The organism is Pseudoflavonifractor sp. An44 (assembly GCF_002161675.1).
In the GTDB taxonomy this organism is placed as follows: Bacteria; Bacillota; Clostridia; order Oscillospirales; family Oscillospiraceae; genus Enterenecus; species Enterenecus faecium.
Window position 1 is genome coordinate 58,443 of sequence record NZ_NFIH01000005.1, and the last position, 17,502, is coordinate 75,944.

Here is a 17,502-nt window from a genome sequence, read left to right on the forward strand (position 1 = left end):
GATATGTATTTTCCCGGGAAAATATGATACAATTTCTACAACCATACCACACAAGGAAAAGGAGAAGGGATATGGAGCGATTGGACAAGCGGCTGGCATCCACAGGACGGTGGAGCCGGAAGGAGGCAAGGGAGCTCATTCGGGCGGGCCGGGTGCAGGTGCAGGGCCAGGTGTGCCGCAGCATTGACCAGAAGGTGGAGGAGGACGCCCTGGTGGCGGTGGACGGCACTTCCATCGGAGCAGCGGGGCCGGTGTATCTGATGCTGCACAAACCTGCCGGGGTGGTGTCTGCCACGGAGGACCGGGAGGAGAAAACCGTTCTGGACTTGCTCCCAGACCCCTATCCCGCCATGGGGCTGTTTCCCGTGGGGCGGCTGGACAAGGACACGGAGGGGCTGCTGCTCATGACCAACGACGGACCGCTGGCCCATCGTCTGCTCGCTCCCAAGCGCCATGTGGACAAGGTATATTACGTGGAAGTGGACGGAATTCTGGACCAACAGGACGTGGAGGCGGTGTCCCAGGGCATTGTATTGCGGGATGGATACCAGTGCCTGCCGGGAAAACTGGAACTTCTAGAAGGGAATACTTCGGCTTATATCACTATCCGAGAGGGAAAATATCACCAAATTAAGCGGATGATGGCAGCCCGTGGGAAACCGATATCTTATCTAAAACGCATAAGGTTTGGGCCCCTCCAGCTGGACCCGCAACTGGATAAAGGTGGTTGGAGAGCACTAACCCAGGAGGAATTGCAAGAGCTTTTCCGTCAATGAGACGAAAGTTATGGCAATATCACCAAAAAAATTAAAAAAAACTATTGAAGTCGGCGGGACAAACCGATATAATATCATTTGTGAAAATAAACAAGGCAGTGGGAAGAGTCAAACTGCCAGGAAAGGGGATTGCGCAATGTCCAGCCGCATTTTCCAGAGCATCGTTCTCCAGATGAAGGATTGCTCCGACCGAGCCATCGGAGTCATCGACGAGCAGGGCACCGTACTGGCATGTAACGAATTGGCTTACATTGGTGAGAAGTGGGGGAATGTACCCGCACTGTTGGCTGCCGAAGGGGACAACATGGTGGTGAGCAATGGCTTCACCTTTAAGGCCATGTCCGGTTGGAATGGTCAGTTTGACTATGCCGCCTTTGTCCGGGGCGAAGATGAGCAGGCTGCCACCATGTGCGCCATGGCCACCATCGCGCTCAACGGTGCCAAGACCTATTATGAGGAGAAGCACGACAAGGCTACCTTTGTCAAGAACATCCTGTCCGACAACATCCTCCTGGGCGACATCTATGTCCGGGCCAAGGAGCTGCACTTCGTCTCCGAGGTGCCCCGGGTGGTCCTGCTGGTGCGCCAGCTGGGTGTGCCCGACGTGTCCGCCGTGGATGTGATGACCAACCTGTACCCCGACCGTCAGACCGACTTCGTCCTCTCCCTCAGCGAGACCGACGTGGCCCTGGTCAAGCAGCTCAGCGAGCACACCGATGCCCGGGACGTGTACAAGATCGCCCAGAACATCCAGGAGACCCTGCTGCGGGAGCTGGGAATCAAGACCGTTGTGGGTATGGGCACCGTGGTGGGCCATGTCCGGGATCTGGCCCGGTCCTATAAGGAGGCCCAGGTGGCCATCGAGGTGGGCAAGGTGTTTGACACCGAGCGCTCCATCATCAACTATGAGAACCTGGGTATTGGCCGTCTGATCTATCAGCTGCCCACCACTCTGTGTGAGATGTTCCTGCAAGAGGTCTTTAAGAAGAACCCCATTGATGCCCTGGACCAGGAGACCCTGTTCACCATCAACAAGTTCTTCGAGAACAACCTCAACGTCTCCGAGACCGCCCGTAAGCTGTTTGTCCACCGCAACACCTTGGTCTATCGACTGGAAAAGATCAAAAAGCTCACCGGCCTGGACCTGAGAGAGTTTGACGACGCCATCACCTTCAAGGTGGCCCTGATGGTCAAAAAGTATCTGGTTTCCCGGGGAATTGAGTCCTAATTTGTCACCCGTTCAAAGAGCACCTGGTTCCAGGTGCTCTTTTCCTATTTACATATATGGGCATAAATTGTTGACACAGGTCAAAGGGCAGTATATAATGAGAAAAGATATGTGTAACAAATGGTTACAAATAGTTACTACGGAGAGGTCAATTCCATGATACGAATGGTGGACGTTTATAAAGAATATGACAACGGCACAAAAGCCATAAAAGGACTGAATTTACGGATAGATGACGGAGAATTCGCTTTTCTGGTGGGGCCTTCCGGCTCAGGTAAATCCACCATCATCAAGCTTTTGACGGCGGAAGAATTTGCCACCAAGGGACGCGTGATGGTAAATGGTTACAACCTCAGCACCATCAAGCGCCGCCAGATTCCCAAGATGCGCCGCACCCTGGGTGTCATCTTCCAGGACTTCCGACTCATCGACAAAAAGACGGTGTGGGGCAACCTGGAATTTACCATGCGCATCATCGGCGCCACCAACCGGGAGATGAGAAAGCGCATTCCTTACGTACTGGACCTGGTGGGCTTGAGCGACAAGGCAAAAGCCTACCCCAACGAGATGAGCGGCGGCGAGCAGCAGCGTGTGGCCATTGCCCGAGCACTGGTGAACAATCCCCAGATGATCATCGCCGACGAGCCCACCGGCAACCTGGACCCCCAGCGCTCCCTGGAAATCATGACTCTGCTGGAGCGCATCAACTCCATGGGCACCACCATGCTGGTGGTCACCCACGAGCGAGGCCTTGTCAATCATTTCTCCAAGCGTGTGGTGGCCATCCAAAACGGAGAACTCATCAGCGATGAAGAGGGAGGCTACTACAAACTATGAGAAAACGGCGAACCAACCTTGGATATTTTATCAGCGAGGGATTTCACAGCATCTTCTCCCACGGGCTGATGTCCTTTGCCGCTGTGTGCATGATTGTGGCTTGCCTCATTATCATGGGCTCCTTTAGTTTGCTGGCTCTGAACGCCGACCAGGTGATGAGCCAGTTGGAGAGTGAAAACGTCTTTTACGCCTACATCGACGAGAACTATACCGACGAACAGATTACCGAGCTGGAGGCCAAGGTCAAACAGATTGACAACGTGGCCTCGGTGGAGTTTGTCAGCCGGGAACAGGCCAAGGAGGAATACCTGGGAGGCCGCACCGAGGAGATGTTTGTGAACATGCCCGACGAGGTGTTCCGGGACCGCTTGGTCATCCACGTCTATGATCTGGAGAAGTTCTCCCAGACGGTGGATGAGGTGTCCGCCCTGGAAGGGGTGGCAGATCACCGGGCGGAGCAGGACTTGACCGATGCATTTATCACCGTTCGAAATGTGGCCACCGCTGTGGCAGGCATTCTGATCGGCATTTTGGCGGCCATCTCCCTGTTTATCATTGCCAATACGGTACGCCTGGCGGCCTTCGCCCGCCGGGAGGAGATCGCCATCATGAAGATGTGCGGTGCCAGCGACAGCTTCATCCGCTGGCCCTTCGTCATTGAAGGTATGCTGTTGGGCCTGTTTGGAGCCCTGTTGGCCTTCTTTGCCCAGTGGGGCATTTACGCCGGGGTGTACAAAGCGGTGATGACCAGCAGTGCCGCTACCATCGTCATTCCGGTGACCTTCGGGGCGGTTTGGTATTGGGTGCTGGGGGTCTTTGCCCTGGCAGGTGTCCTCATTGGTGTGTGCGGCTCTGGCTTGGCCATCCGCCGCTTCCTGCGTGTGTAAAAGGAGTGTCATGATGAAAAAAACAGGAATCCGAGTCATGGTGTTGCTTCTGGCTGTGGTCATGCTGTTGTCCGTACTTATGCCCGCCATGACCACGTTGGCTGGCGCAGCTGTGACACAGCAAGACATTGACAACTACAAGAGCAGCCTCCAAGATGTCCAGGGTCAGCGGTCTGAGCTGCAAAAGAAGCTGGATGCCCTTCAGGACGACAAGGAGGCCACGCAAGAGAAGCTGGCTCTGCTCCAGGAGCAAATCCTCCTCACCGAGCAGCAGATCGGCGAGAGCCAGAAGCTGCTGGACAGCTATGACCAGCAGATCGAGGACAAAAAGGCCGAGATCACCGAGCTGGAGGAGCAGGAGGACCAGCAGTACGACGAGTTCTACACCCAGACCCGCTGGATGGAAGAGAACGGCGGCGCCTCCTTTATCTCTATCATTTTCCAGGCCTCCAGCTTTTCGGAGTTGCTGGACTACATGATGCTGGTCACCGACATCATGAACTACAACGATAAGATCATCACCCAGCTGGAGCAGACCCAGGCAGATCTGGCCCAGGCCCGGGATGATCTGCAGAGCGCCCGGGATGAGCAGGCAGCTGCCCAGAGCCAGCTGGAGACCGCCAAGGCTGATTTGAACAGCCAGAAGAAAGAGGCGGACGAGTACTATCAGCAGCTGCTGGAGGATGAGAAGAGCTACGACAGCGAGGAAGCTCAACTGGAGGCTGAACAGAAGCAGATCGAGGCAGATTTGGCTGAGGCTGAGGAGAAGTATAAGAAGCAGCTGGAAGAGGCCAAGAAGCCCAAGCCCACCCCCACGCCCGCTCCTCCCAGCAATGGTGGCAACACTGGTGGCGGTAGCAGTACTGGTGGTGGAGGTAACTCCGGTGGCGGCAGCAGCAACCCCGTGGTGGACCCCTCCGGTAACTGGTATTGGCCTTTGCCTGGCTACTATTACATCTCCTCTGTGTTCGGCGGTCGTTATCATCCCATCACTGGTGTGTGGGAGACCCACACCGGCACTGATGTTCCCGCTCCCGGCGGTACCCCCATCCAGTGTGCCAAGGACGGTGTGGTGACCACTGTGGTGCCTGAGAGTGCCGGCAGCAGTTACGGTAACTACTGCATTGTGTACCATGGAGATGGCTATGCCACTCTGTACGCTCATATGCAGAGCACACCCAGCGTCAGTGTGGGTGAGTCTGTGTCCGCCGGTCAGGTGATTGGTTACGTGGGCACCACTGGCAGCTCCACCGGTAACCACCTGCACTTTGAGCTGCGTATCAACGGCCAGCGCGCCAGCGCCCTGGATCTCTATCCCAACCTGAGCTTCAGTGGGCTGTAAAGTATGATTTCTCTGAGGGGGTGCAGACTGGTTCTGCACCCCCTGGTTCTTTTTTGAAATGTGGGTGTATGGTCCCGCATAAGCATAGGCCAAGGAGGTTATCACATGGAGGAACAACAAAAAAAGCGCCGCCGGTTTCCCGGCTGGGCGAAGATCGTCATAGCGGTGGTACTGACTCTGGTGCTGACACTGGGAGCCGTGGCAGGCGCCGCTGTGGTGGTGTTTGGTAAGGATGGCATCGCCCTGATGCAGGGATATCTGCTGGCCAAGTTCTCCTTTGTGGAGACGGATGCAGACCTGTCCAAGGCGGTGGACAGTGCTCTGGACGGCATGGTGGAAGGGCTGGGAGACCGTTGGTCCTACTACCTGGACCCGGAGAGCTACCAGAACACCTTGCAGAGCCGGGCCAACAACTATGTGGGCATCGGCGTCACTGTCAGCTATGACCGGGAGGATGGCCTGTTGGTGCAGGAGGTCACCGAAGAGGGCCCCGCCCAGCAGGCTGGGGTCAAGGCTGGGGATGTCATCACCCATGTGGACGGCACCTCGGTGGCCGGGGACGCCCGCTATGAGGCCACGGATATGATTGCGGGGGAAGAGGGCACCCAGGTGGAGCTGACCCTGTTGGGAGAGGACGGGACCACCCGCACGGTGACCTGTACCCGCCAGACCCTGAAAAGCGACTCGGTGAGCAGCAAGCTGCTGGATAACGGCGTGGGTTATGTGCGCCTGGATAACTTCTACTCCGGGGCGGCCTCTTCCCTGAGCCGAGAGGTGCAGAGCCTCATGGACCAGGGAGCCACCAGCCTGGTGCTGGATGTACGCAGCAATCCCGGTGGCTATGTGGCCGAGCTCATTGCCGCTCTGGACTACCTGCTTCCGGAAGGCCCTGTCTTTACTGAGCGCCCCCGGTGGGGCAAGGAGACGGTGTATGAGTCCGACGCCTCCTGTGTGGACCTGCCCATGGTGGTGATGGTGGATGCCAACAGCTACTCTGCCGCCGAGCTGTTCGCCGCCCAGCTGCGGGAGAGCGTCCAGGCCCCCATTGTGGGCGAGGTGACCTCCGGTAAGGGCTACGCCCAGCTCACCTTCCCCCTGGTCAACGGGGGCGGCTTGGGCCTGTCTGTGTCCGCCTACTGTACCGGCGGCGGTCACTCCCTCATCGGGGAGGGCATCCAGCCGGATGTGGAGCTGGCTCTGGACGACAGCGGCACCGACAACCAGTTGCAAGCTGCCATTGACTTGTTGCTGAAATAAAAAAGGACCATCCACGGAGTTGTCCGTGGATGGTCCTTTTTTATGCTTATTCGTTGCGCAGGAAGATGATGCCCAGGGTGTTGGGGCCACAGTGGCTGGAGATGGTGCATCCGGCGGTGGCCTCGTAGATGTCCTGGAAGCCGTAGCCCACCAGGGCGGCCCGGACCGACTCCACCACCCCCTGGTCACACCGGGTATGTACCAGGAAGATGCGGTCCCGATTGATGCCCGTGGGGTCGGACACCCGTTCTTTCACGTAGTCCAGCAGCACCTTGTCCCAGTTGCCCCGGTACTTCTTGGCCACGCCCATTTTGCCGTCCGAGACCTGGATGCAGGGCTTGAGCTTGAGCAAGTTGGCGCCCAGCGCCGCCACGGCGGAGCAGCGGCCACCCTTGGCCAGGTAGTCCAGCTTGTCCACCACGAAGGTGGTGTCCACCCGAGCGGTGAGGCGCTCCAGATAGGGCAGAATGTCCTCCACCTTTTCTCCCCGGGCGGCGGCCAGAGCGGCCTCCAGTACCACAAAGCCGTGGCCACAGGAGAGGTTGCGGGAGTCCACCACAAACACGTTGTCAAACTCCCCAGCGGCCAGAACCGCATTCTGGTGGCAGGAGGAGAAGTCCTGGCTGATGTTGATGTGGATGACCGCGTCATACTGGGCGGACAGAGGGGCGAAGATCTCGGTGTAATCGGCGATGTTGATGGCGGCTGTGGTGGGCAGGTTGCCTCCGGCGGCCACGTGGTCGAAAATCTGCTCGGGGACGATGTCCACGCCGTCCCGATGCACCACCCCGTCCAGATTCACATAGAGGGGCACGATGGTGATCTGGTATTTCTCCAACAGGGCCTGAGGCAGATCGCAGGTGCTGTCAGCGGTGATTTTGATAGACATAGAGAGTCCTCCATCGTCATAAGTATGGTTCTTGGAATACCCCTGTATTCTATCATCAATCCGGGGTGAAATCAATGGTGCAGTTCCGGGTTTTGGAAGTAGGTGGCGGATGTGGCAGCGGTGGGTCGGCTGATCTGGAGGGAAGAGAAGGGGCGGGGGAGTAGTGACCTGCACTATTATGGGACGCTGCCTGTGCTGACCGTGACGGTGTGCGCCCCACCTTCCATAGGGATGTGGCGGAAGAGGCGGCGGATGCGGCGGGCAGTGCGTGCCCTGTACCAGACGGGGGTGCGCCAGGTGATCTGGCCTCAGAACTGTCCCTGGAGCCTCCAGGAGGCGGGCTTTTCCGGAATTGAGGTGGAGGCCCTGTACCAGGCCCAAGCGGACCAGTTGGCCCTGGGGGCTCTGGCTGAGCTGGGCATTCCCCCAGGAGAGGGGCGGGTGGCCCTGGTGGCCCAGCGCCTCACCATCCCCTTGCAGCGCACCGCGCAGCGGCTGTGCCCACAGGTCAAGGGGCTGCTCATCCAGGTGCCAGGGGAAGGGGAGAACTACGCCCGGTGGCTCCACGGCCAGTACGGCCTCCCGGTGGCCCCAGCTGCGGCGGGGGCGGAGGTGACAGTGGCCTTTTCCCCCGGCGGTCCCCGGTGGGGGCGGTGCCTGGAGGTGTACGGGGATTGCCGCCTGGACTGCCTGCGTCTCACCGCCCCGGGGCTCAACCTGCCGGAGGACATCCAGGAGCCGCTGCTGGCGGTGCTGTGGGAGCGTGGGGAAATCCGGGGGGAGGATTTGGCGGTTACGAGCCTTGACACCCCAGAGGGGCCGTGGTAATATACTGAGGTAAGTAAATATCGCTGGGAACGCATTTGAGTAGCGTGTGTGAAATCCGTCAGAGAGGTCCTGTCAGCGGCTGAAAGCAGGGCTCGGGGGAAGCGTGCGTGAAGTGCAAGCGGGAGCGAGGGGGATGCAGATGCCCTCCGGCTGGGCCACGTCACGGCCTTTGAGTGACAAACGAGAGTGGAACCGCGAGACCATCGCCTCTCATACCCTGGTGGTATGAGAGGCGTTTTTGCTGTATGGCAACGGCATGAGAGGAGGAATCGTCTTGACCCGATTGGGAGAAACGTTACGTGCGTACCAAGCCAGAGACCCGGCGGCCCGCAGCCGCCTGGAGATTTTTTTGCTGTACCCCGGTGTCCATGCGGTGCTCTATCACCGCCTGGCCCATTTCCTCTATGTGCACCACCTGAAATTCCTGGCCCGGTTGGTGTCCCAGTGGAGCCGGTTCTGGACGGGCATTGAGATCCACCCCGGGGCCAAGCTGGGCCGCCGCCTGGTCATCGACCACGGCATGGGCATCGTCATCGGCGAGACCGCCGAGGTGGGAGACGACTGCCTGATCTACCACGGGGTCACTCTGGGCGGTACCGGCAAGGACTGCGGCAAACGCCACCCCACCATTGGCAACAATGTGATGATCTCCTGCGGGGCCAAGGTGTTGGGCCCCTTCCGCGTGGGAGACGGCTCCCGCATTGCCGCCAATGCAGTGGTCCTCACCGAGATTCCCGACCACGCCACCGCCGTGGGTGTCCCTGCCCAGGTGGTGCGGGTCCGCGGGGAAAAGGTCAACTATACCGATACGGTGGACCAGACCAGCGTGAAAAACCCCACTTTGGAAAAGTTGGGAACCCTGGCGGCTCGGGTTGAGCTGCTGGAAAAACAGGTAAACCAGATGAAAAAGGAGAAGTAAACCATGTATCTATACAATTCCGCCACCCGTAAGAAGGACGAATTTCAGACCCATACCCCTGGCCGTGTGGAGATGTATACCTGCGGCCCCACCGTGTACCACTTTGCCCACATCGGCAACCTGCGCTCCTACATCATGGAGGACGTGCTGGAGAAGTACCTGCGCTGGGAGGGGTACGACGTGAACCGGGTGATGAACATCACCGACGTGGGACACCTGGCCTCCGATGCGGACACCGGCGAGGACAAGATGCTCAAGGGCGCCAAGCGGGAGCACAAGACCGTCATGGAGATCGCCCAGTTCTACACCGACGCCTTCTTTGACGACTGCCGCAAGCTGAACATCAAGACCCCCGATGTGGTGCAGCCCGCCACCGGCCTCATTGACGAGTTCATCCACATGGTGGAGACCCTCATGGAGAAGGGGTACGCCTACTTTGCCGGCGGCAACGTATACTTCGACACCTCCAAGCTGGACCACTACTATGTGTTCAACGACCACGACGAGGAGGACCTGGCCGTGGGCGTCCGCGAGGGCGTGGAAGAGGACGTGAACAAGCGCAACAAAAACGACTTTGTGCTCTGGTTTACCAAGTCCAAGTTTGAGGATCAGGCCCTGAAGTGGGACTCCCCCTGGGGCGTGGGCTATCCCGGCTGGCACATTGAGTGCTCTGGCATCTCCGCCAAGTTCAACGGCGAGTACCTGGACCTGCACTGCGGCGGCGTGGACAACGCCTTCCCCCACCACACCAATGAGATTGCCCAGTCCGAGGCCTACTTCGGCCACCCCTGGTGCAAGCAGTGGTTCCACGTGGCCCACCTGAACACCAACTCCGGCAAGATGTCCAAGAGCAAGGGCGAGTTCCTTACCGTCTCCCTGCTGGAGGAGAAGGGCTATGACCCCCTGGCCTACCGCTTCTTCTGCCTCCAGAGCCACTACCGCAAGGGCCTGGTGTTCACCTGGGAGAACCTGGACAACGCCGCCACCGCCTATCAGAAGCTGGTGAAGAAGATTGCCGCCCTCAAGCCCGAGGACGGCGAGGTGGACCAGGCTGTGGTGGAGGAGTACCGCACCAAGTTTAAGACTCAGGTGGGCAACGACCTGAACACCTCCATGGCCGTCACCTGCCTCTACGATGCCTTGAAGGCCAAGACCAATGACGCCACCCGTCTGGCTATTTTGAATGACTTTGACCAGGTGCTCTCCCTCTCCCTGCTGGACAAGGCCGCTGAGCTGCGCAAGAGCCAGCAGGCCCAGGCCCAGAAGGCCGCCTCTGGGGAGTTTACCATCCACGGCGAGGGAGACCCCGCCATTGACGCGCTGGTGAAGGCCCGTGCCGAGGCCAAGAAGGCCAAGAACTTTGCCGAGGCCGACCGCATCCGGGACGAGCTGAAGGCCCAGGGCATTGAGGTCACCGACATGCCCAACGGGGCCAGCTGGAGACGAATTTGAAGCAAGAGGAGGGGCGGGGCGTGAGCCAGACCCAACAAGAATCTCACAACCACCTGGAGGGCACCGTCACCGCCATCCTCTTCCGCAACGAGGAGAACGGCTACACGGTGCTGCGCCTGGACACCCCAAACCGGGGTGAGGTGACGGTGGTGGGCTGTATGCCCGGCGTGGCTCCGGGGGAGACCCTGGAGCTGGAAGGCAGCTGGGGCCGCCATGCCAGCTACGGGGAACAGTTCAAGGCTGAGGCCATCTATCGGCGCATGCCGGTGGGGGAGAAGGCCATCTATGAATACCTGGCTTCCGGGGCGGTGAAGGGCATCCGCATGGGGCTGGCCCGTCAGATTGTGGATAAGTTCGGGGCCCAGGCCCTGGAGATCATTGAGAATGCCCCGGAGGAGTTGGCCCAAATCCGAGGGGTGAGCCTCAAGCGGGCCCGCACCATCAGCGAGGGCTTCCGGGCCCAGATGGGCATGCGGAATCTGGCGGAGTTTCTCACCCAGCACCAGCTGCCCCTGGCCGCCGCCATGCCCCTCTACCAGCGGTTCGGGGACCTGGCGGTGGAGATGGTGCAGAATAACCCTTACCTTCTGGCCGACCGTGGCTTGGATATCCCTTTCTCCAAGGTGGACCAGCTGGCCATTGAGCTGGGCGTGGCGGGGGACGACCCCCAGCGGGTGGAGACCGCCCTCCTCTTTGAGCTGGAGCACAACGCCGACAACGGCCACGTGTTCCTCCCCCAGGACAAGCTGCTGGCTGCCACAGGGGCCCTCATCGGCGTGGAGGGGGAGTGCCTGGACACCGGGCTGGAAGCCCTCATCCAGCGGGGCGAGGTGGTGCGGGAGGGCATCGCCGGGGTCACCGCCTGCTACCTGGCGGGGCTGTACGGGGCGGAGTGCTATGTGGCCATGCGCCTGAGCGAGATGTGTACCATGGAACTCACCCCGCCTCACAACCTGGACCAGCTGCTGGAGGACATTCAGCGCCGCCAGGGCATCACCTACGCCCAGCAGCAGCGGGACGCCGTAGAGCTGGCGGCAAGCCGCCAGGTGATGCTCCTCACCGGCGGTCCGGGTACTGGCAAGACCACTTCTCTGCGGGGGGTGCTGGCCCTCTTTGATCACCTGGGCCTGGAGACTGCCCTGGCCGCTCCGACGGGACGAGCCGCCAAGCGCATGAGCGAGACCTGCGGCCAGGAGGCCTACACCATCCACCGGCTATTGGAGACCAAGATGGACCCCTACACCGGACAGCTGGCCTTTACCAAGAACCAGGACGACCCCCTGGGGGTGGACGCCGTCATTGTGGACGAGACTTCCATGGTGGACATGTCCCTGATGTCCGCCCTGCTGGCCGCCATGCGGGGGGACTGCCGCCTGGTGCTGGTGGGCGACCCGGACCAGCTGCCCTCCGTGGGGCCGGGCAACGTGCTGGACCACCTGCTGCGCAGCCATGTGGTGCCGGGGGTGGCCCTTACCGAGATTTTCCGCCAGGCTCAGGAGAGCGCCATTGTCATGAACGCCCACGGGGTCAACCAGGGGATCATGCCAGACCTGACCAACCACAGCAAGGACTTCTTCTGCATGAAGCGGGGGGACGCGGTACGCACGGTGGACACCATTGTGGAGCTGTGCCAGCGGCGGCTGCCCCAGAACATGGGCATTCCCCCCAGCCAGATTCAGGTGCTGTCCCCCACGAGACGACGGGAGGCGGGTACGGCCGCCCTCAACCGTGCCCTCCAACAGGCCCTCAACCCCGCCCAGGAAGGGAAGGGGGAGCGGGCCTTCGGTCCCTATATTTTCCGAGAGGGGGACCGGGTGATGCAGGTGAAGAACAACTACGACCTGTTCTGGGAGAACCCGGAGACAGGGGAGAAGGACCTGGGAGTATTCAACGGGGACATCGGGGAGATCTTGCAGGTGGACGCCGGGGGCGTCACCGTCTCCTTTGATGGCCGCCTGGTGGCCTATCCCCCAGAGCTGCTGGGCGAGTTGGAGCCCGCCTATGCGGTGACGGTACATAAGTCCCAGGGCAGTGAGTACCGGGCAGTGATTCTGGCCCTCCAGGACGTGCCGTCCACGTTGCTGGCTCGTGGCGTGCTGTACACCGCCATCACCCGGGCCAAGGAGCTGTTCATTCTGGTGGGCAGCCCGGAGCTCTTGGAGAAGATGGTAAAAAACGACCGCCAGACCCGGCGGTATTCCGCTCTGCGTACCCGCCTCATTCAGGGAACACAAGAATAACACAAGGCCCCACGGCGCACGCCGTGGGGCCTTCATTTGTTATTGGATAGTGCAGGTGATGTCTCCGCTAATGGTGCTGATGTTGCACGAACCGCCGGAACTGTCCGAGGGGACCTCTACGTCTCCGCTGACGGTCTGGGTGGAGAAGGTCTTTCCGCTTCGCAGGGAGGCTTCCACGTCGCCACTGGTGGTGTCAATGGTCAACTCCGGAGCATCGCAATCCTTCAGTTCCACATCTCCACTGATGCTGTCAATGGTACATGGGCCAGCGGTTACGACCTGAGAGAGGTGGATATCTCCGCTGGTGGTGTGAATCTTGAGAGCCTGAGGTGTGACGTCGTTCACGGAAATGTTGCCGCTCACGGACTCCAAAGAGAGGGCCTCGGAATTGTGGGCTGTGAACTGGATTTCCCCACTGGTGGTGTGGACATCGGACTGGGTGAAGGAGAAGCTTTCGGGTACTGTCATAGTTCCACTGACGGTTTCCAGTTCCAGATGTTCGTACTGCGTCTGGGGCAGATATAGATTGATCTCCATAGGCTGGAAGGACGCACTTATAAAGTTCGTCCAAATACGGTTATCCTCAAACACGATTTGCAGGGTATCGTCATGTACGGACACCGAACAGGTCATCTCTGGATGGGTGGGATATTCCACCTGGCAGATATCCTCCTGGGATGGGATGAGGTGTACGTCGCAATTTTCGCTATCCACGGAGATGTTGGTAAAAGACTCTGCCACGGTCTGGGTGACGATTCCAATAGAATTATCGTTCTCGCCGTTGGAGGTTACGTCAGCGCTGGGGACGGACTCTCCCATGGGTGAAGTTACGTGGGGAGATGCCAGGGGGTCTATACGGGAAAGGTCAAACTTTGCGGCAGCCAGAGCACCCAAGGATAAAAGAAAGCCTGTGGCAGTGACACCTAAAGCGACCTGAACCACCAATTTTCGAGTGAATTTCATAGAGTAGCCTCCTTTTGCACAAAACGGAACTTGACTGCAAGTAACGCTTTTTTACTCAGGCGGAGCAGCCATGTAGTTACCTTGCCAGAGACCAAAAATAACAGTACAGCAATGCCCGCGCTCATCAGTCCTGTACCGCCGAAAAAGATTTGGGACAGAACATGATTGGGGGGAAAGTAGAACAGAGCGGAGATGATCAGTGCAACCCCACCCAGCGCAGCAGTGAGGTCCACGGCGTACAGAGTGATGATACAGGCCCAGAGGACCGCATAGCAGGCCAAAACCACAAGTGCTCCCGCAAAGAGAAGCGGAACCCAAAGCGGAGAGCCCAGGACCAACAACACAATTTCCCATGCTTTGAGTGGCCGCTTGGGCTTTACTTTGGCATGGACCAACTTAGGAAGCGGTGTCTCAGAGAGAATTTGAGTTACGATATCATGTACACAACCCACATCCGCCACCGCCTCAGACTCTGTCATGCCCTCTTCCATCCGGTCATCGATGATTTCCGAGTAAAAGTCCAGCCAATGCTGCACGTCTGCCTCGGGCAATCCAGCTAAACCCGCACGAAGGGCGGCGAGAAATTCCTTCTTATTCATGCGCATCTCCCTCTCTTGCAATAAATTTGTAGATGGATACGATCTCATCCCACTCGGCTTTGAAATCCTCCAGACGCTGGAGCCCCTGGGGCGTAATGTGGTAGTACTTGCGCAGTCTGCCGTTGTGCTCGGCCTTTCGTACCGTCAGCAGCTGAGCCCCTTCTAAACGTCGTAAAATGGGGTACAGGGTGGACTCGGAGATCTCCACATAGGGCTTCATGTCTTTGATGATCTGATAGCCGTAGGAATCCTCGTTTTTGATGGCCGCCAGCACACACACGTCCAGCAGCCCTCGCTTTAACTGAATATCCATGGAATACCTCCCTTCACGTAATACTATGCCACGTATAGTATTGTGTGTCAAGGGGTATTTAGAAATTGTGCACTATACCGGGAATGATACTTGAATATTAAAAATGATTGTGCTAAACTTACAAGAGAAGACAGGCAGAACATGACTCTCTCATCCTCGCAGCCCCCACAGAAGATGACCCAGCCATGGGCTGGTTGCCGTAGAAAACAGGTCAAAATTTCAACACGAGGAGGATCGGTATGTCAAACAATCACTACACCCTTGGTTCCGACCAGCATCAGGCGTGGATGCGTGAGTATTGGTATGCGCCCAGAGGCATTGGGTTTACAGAACCGGGGATTGTCAGCACAGACAGCGCAGAGTTTAGTGCCTACAACGTGGCCAAGTCCTTCTATCAGAACTATCCCGAGGTGTTCAATTTAAAGTACATTTCGGACAAAGTTGGAATTCCGGCTGCGGAAGTGGGGGAGAGAATCAAGCGGATGTATGACCAGCACGCCATCATGTTCGTGTACAATCCGGCGGTGGCGGTGTATGGCTGGGGCCTGTACTACTGGGTGGTGAAGCTCAAGGACGGCACCGACCCGGCGGTGAAGGCCAAGCTGTCCGAGTGGTTCCAGAACAAGGACGACATCTGCACCGGATACGAGACCAACGGCGACTTCGACTACTTCAACGGAAACCACATGCGGGTGCTGGATAACCTGCTCAGCGACGTCATTGGACCCTGGCGGGACATGCCGGAGGTGGAGTACGTCCACCTGTGTCCCATCCGCCGGGACGTGCGGGAGTCCAACGTGAACATGTGGGACGCCCATGGGGACGGCTACCGCAAGTTCATCTGGGGCCAGGAGCAGGTGGACAAGCTGCTGGAGGTCCAGGACGTCCTGGATAAGACGGACTTTGCCATTATCGACGCCATCAACAACACCGCTTCCGTGGGGGACATGTTCGACTATGACGTGCTGGAGCGGCTCAGCGGCCTGGACGGGGCCCAGATGAAGGCGGACTTTGTGGAGATCTGCGACAAGCGCCGTATCGCTGTGCCCATGATCTACATCAACCACATGCGCTTGGGCCTGTCCATGAAGATGTACCTGGTGCGCATGTTCCAGAATGTGCCCAGCTACCGGAAAGCCCAGCTGGTGGACGAGCTCAGCGACATGCCCGAGTTCAACAACATCTGGGAGTTCTCCGACTCCTTCTATGACGTGATGCTCAGCTCCTTCAACCAGCTTACCGACCCCGAGGCCCTGCGGGCCAAGCTGGAGAGCTATGGAGAAATTGAGGAGGTGAAGGTGGCGGACTCGCCCCGGCAGTTCCGCCGCTGGGTGGCCCGCTTGGACGACCAGAACGGCTATTGGGAGGAGTGCGTCTTCACCGACGACTTTCTCCAGGACCGCACCGCTCAAAGCTGCGTCAAGTGCCAGTTTTCCAATCATGAGGAGGTGAAATGACATGAAGGTAGAGCGCGCCAGAGAATATGTCATTGAGAACCTGCAATATGCCCTGAATCCCCGGTCCATCGCCGTAGTGGGCGCCAGCCGGTACCCCACCAAGGTGGGCTATAAGGTCATTGAGGAGCTGCGCCGCTGGGGCTACAAAGGAGAACTGTACCCCGTCAACCCCAGAAGCAACGTGGTGCATGGCCTGCCTGCCTACCCCACTGTCAAAGACATTCCCTATGATGTGGATTTGGTGTTCGTGGCCGTACCCGCCCACATTGTCAAATCCGTGTTGGAGGACTGCGTGGCCAAAAAGGTGAAGATCGTGGTCATCGCCACCAGCGCCTTTAAGGAGATTGGCCGGGGCGAGCTGCAAAATCAGCTCACCCAGTACTGCCGGGACAACCAGCTGCCCCTCATCGGCCCCAATCTGGTGGGCATGGGCAGCCCCTACCTGAACTTCAACTGCGGCTTCATCCCCTATTTGCCCATCAAGGGCCCTGTGGCTATGATCTCCCAGTCGGGGGCCAATCTGCTGGCCGCCCTGGGCACCTCTCAGAAGGACCACTTCGGCATGAGCTTCTTTGTGGGCCTGGGCAACAAGGCAGACGTGGACTTCTGCGAGTTCGTGGCCTATGCCGGACGGGACCCCAACACCAAGTGTCTGGCCATCTACATCGAGGGCCTGGACAGCCCCGAGGCCTTTGTGGACGCCTGCCAACATGTGGATAAGCCCATTGTCACCATCAAGGTGGGCGGCTCCAAGATCGGCGAGAAGGCGGCTTTTGCCCACACCGCCAGCGAGAACGCCGGGACCACCGATGCCTTCTATGACGAGATCTTTGAGCGGGCGGGGGCCATCCGGGCTACCACCTGGCAGGAGTTCCTGGACGTGTCCCTGGCTCTGGGCATGCAGCCCACCCCCAAGGGAGACCATCTGGTGATGATCACCAACGGCGGCGGCTCCGGCCTGCTCAGCTGTGACCACTTCGAGCGCTGCGGCCTGCCCCTCCATGAGCTGTCTGAGATCTCCCCGGGTCTGGCCGGACGCATCCGGGCCTATATGCCCATGTTTGGCTCGCCCCTGAACCCCGTGGACATCTCGGGCACTGCCTCCCCCATCCAGTACAAGGGCGCCTTTACCCAGGCCATCCGGGACCCCAACGTGCACGGCATTCTGGGCTCCATCTGTCCCACTGCCGTCACCGATGTGCCTGCGGTCACCGATGTGGTCATCCAGATCCACGAGACCTACAAGCACCTGGGCAAGCCCTTCATCATGGAGTGTCAGGGCGGCGAGGAGTGCCAAGAGGCCATCATGAAGCTGCGGGACCACGGCATCCCCGCCTATCCCACGGCAGAGCAGGCAGTCAACGCCATGATTGCGCTGTATAAATACGGCCAAATCAAGAAAAACAAGGCATAATCCCAAGGGTGTGGGGCGGGAAGATTCCCGCCCCACACCGGCAGACTGTCGAAAAACTTCCAAAACATCCCCGCATCTGGTAAAATGGTATCAGATGTGGG

The 17,502-nt window shown here is 59.0% G+C and carries 17 protein-coding genes; 13 read left to right on the forward strand and 4 right to left on the reverse strand.

All coding sequences use genetic code 11. From position 1 onward, the window contains the following. The first annotated feature begins 71 nt into the window (after positions 1 to 71). The 6 genes from B5F98_RS03615 to B5F98_RS03640 all read left to right on the forward strand — a co-directional run bounded on the left by B5F98_RS03615 (position 72) and on the right by B5F98_RS03640 (position 6,327). Positions 72 to 776 carry a 16S rRNA pseudouridine(516) synthase gene (locus B5F98_RS03615; RefSeq protein WP_087369649.1) on the forward strand — a complete coding sequence of 235 codons (705 nt, stop codon included), beginning with the start codon at positions 72 to 74 and terminating at the stop codon, positions 774 to 776. 136 nt (positions 777 to 912) lie between these two features. Then, the gene (locus B5F98_RS03620; protein WP_087229054.1) at positions 913 to 2,004 is read left to right on the forward strand and encodes a helix-turn-helix domain-containing protein; all 1,092 of its coding nucleotides are present in this window, start codon (positions 913 to 915) and stop codon (positions 2,002 to 2,004) included. 156 nt (positions 2,005 to 2,160) lie between these two features. After that, the gene (gene ftsE, locus B5F98_RS03625) at positions 2,161 to 2,841 is read left to right on the forward strand and encodes a cell division ATP-binding protein FtsE (protein ID WP_087229050.1); all 681 of its coding nucleotides are present in this window, start codon (positions 2,161 to 2,163) and stop codon (positions 2,839 to 2,841) included. After that, complete coding sequence (gene ftsX / locus B5F98_RS03630; RefSeq protein ID WP_087229047.1) at positions 2,838 to 3,728, forward strand: permease-like cell division protein FtsX; 891 nt, start codon at positions 2,838 to 2,840, stop codon at positions 3,726 to 3,728. The genes ftsE and ftsX overlap by 4 nt, the downstream gene beginning before the upstream one ends. A 13-nt stretch (positions 3,729 to 3,741) precedes the next feature. Beyond that, complete coding sequence (locus tag B5F98_RS03635) at positions 3,742 to 5,070, forward strand: M23 family metallopeptidase (RefSeq protein ID WP_143482729.1); 1,329 nt, start codon at positions 3,742 to 3,744, stop codon at positions 5,068 to 5,070. Positions 5,071 to 5,175: 105 nt separating this feature from the next. After that, positions 5,176 to 6,327: a S41 family peptidase gene (locus B5F98_RS03640; RefSeq protein WP_087369651.1), complete on the forward strand. Its 1,152-nt coding sequence runs from the start codon at positions 5,176 to 5,178 to the stop codon at positions 6,325 to 6,327. Positions 6,328 to 6,373: 46 nt separating this feature from the next. Here B5F98_RS03640 and B5F98_RS03645 read toward each other — a convergent pair whose 3' ends face one another. Beyond that, positions 6,374 to 7,216, reverse strand: a complete 843-nt coding sequence (locus tag B5F98_RS03645; RefSeq protein ID WP_087369652.1) for a DegV family protein — start codon at positions 7,214 to 7,216, stop codon at positions 6,374 to 6,376. A 111-nt stretch (positions 7,217 to 7,327) separates the two neighbouring features. Between B5F98_RS03645 and B5F98_RS03650 the strand changes: the two genes are divergently transcribed. The 5 genes from B5F98_RS03650 to B5F98_RS03665 all read left to right on the forward strand — a co-directional run bounded on the left by B5F98_RS03650 (position 7,328) and on the right by B5F98_RS03665 (position 12,655). Continuing rightward, entirely contained in the window at positions 7,328 to 8,044 is a 717-nt protein-coding gene (locus B5F98_RS03650) for a hypothetical protein (RefSeq protein ID WP_143482730.1), read from the forward strand. Positions 8,045 to 8,147: 103 nt separating this feature from the next. After that, positions 8,148 to 8,273: a hypothetical protein gene (locus tag B5F98_RS13435; protein ID WP_275532880.1), complete on the forward strand. Its 126-nt coding sequence runs from the start codon at positions 8,148 to 8,150 to the stop codon at positions 8,271 to 8,273. A 27-nt stretch (positions 8,274 to 8,300) separates the two neighbouring features. Beyond that, complete coding sequence (gene epsC / locus B5F98_RS03655) at positions 8,301 to 8,963, forward strand: serine O-acetyltransferase EpsC (RefSeq protein ID WP_087229210.1); 663 nt, start codon at positions 8,301 to 8,303, stop codon at positions 8,961 to 8,963. Between the two features lie 3 nt (positions 8,964 to 8,966). Next, positions 8,967 to 10,415, forward strand: a complete 1,449-nt coding sequence (gene cysS, locus B5F98_RS03660; protein WP_087229032.1) for a cysteine--tRNA ligase — start codon at positions 8,967 to 8,969, stop codon at positions 10,413 to 10,415. 20 nt (positions 10,416 to 10,435) lie between these two features. Further along, positions 10,436 to 12,655: an ATP-dependent RecD-like DNA helicase gene (locus B5F98_RS03665; protein ID WP_087369654.1), complete on the forward strand. Its 2,220-nt coding sequence runs from the start codon at positions 10,436 to 10,438 to the stop codon at positions 12,653 to 12,655. Between the two features lie 39 nt (positions 12,656 to 12,694). Here B5F98_RS03665 and B5F98_RS03670 read toward each other — a convergent pair whose 3' ends face one another. Genes B5F98_RS03670 through B5F98_RS03680 form a run of 3 tightly spaced genes read right to left on the reverse strand, consistent with a single transcriptional unit; the run spans position 12,695 to position 14,530 of the window. Further along, complete coding sequence (locus B5F98_RS03670; protein ID WP_087369655.1) at positions 12,695 to 13,618, reverse strand: DUF4097 family beta strand repeat-containing protein; 924 nt, start codon at positions 13,616 to 13,618, stop codon at positions 12,695 to 12,697. After that, positions 13,615 to 14,217 (reverse strand): DUF1700 domain-containing protein, encoded by a 603-nt coding sequence (locus B5F98_RS03675; RefSeq protein WP_158099770.1) that lies wholly within the window; start codon positions 14,215 to 14,217, stop codon positions 13,615 to 13,617. The genes B5F98_RS03670 and B5F98_RS03675 overlap by 4 nt, the downstream gene beginning before the upstream one ends. Next, positions 14,210 to 14,530, reverse strand: a complete 321-nt coding sequence (locus B5F98_RS03680) for a PadR family transcriptional regulator (RefSeq protein ID WP_087369657.1) — start codon at positions 14,528 to 14,530, stop codon at positions 14,210 to 14,212. Before B5F98_RS03680 ends, B5F98_RS03675 begins: the two co-directional genes overlap by 8 nt. Positions 14,531 to 14,769: 239 nt before the next feature. On the opposite strand from B5F98_RS03680, the gene B5F98_RS03685 reads away from it, so the two are divergent. Together B5F98_RS03685 and B5F98_RS03690 are read left to right on the forward strand one after the other, a co-directional pair. Then, positions 14,770 to 15,987 carry an AsnC family transcriptional regulator gene (locus tag B5F98_RS03685; protein ID WP_087229018.1) on the forward strand — a complete coding sequence of 406 codons (1,218 nt, stop codon included), beginning with the start codon at positions 14,770 to 14,772 and terminating at the stop codon, positions 15,985 to 15,987. A gap of 1 nt (position 15,988) precedes the next feature. Further along, positions 15,989 to 17,401: a CoA-binding protein gene (locus B5F98_RS03690; protein ID WP_087369658.1), complete on the forward strand. Its 1,413-nt coding sequence runs from the start codon at positions 15,989 to 15,991 to the stop codon at positions 17,399 to 17,401. Positions 17,402 to 17,502 lie beyond the last annotated feature (101 nt).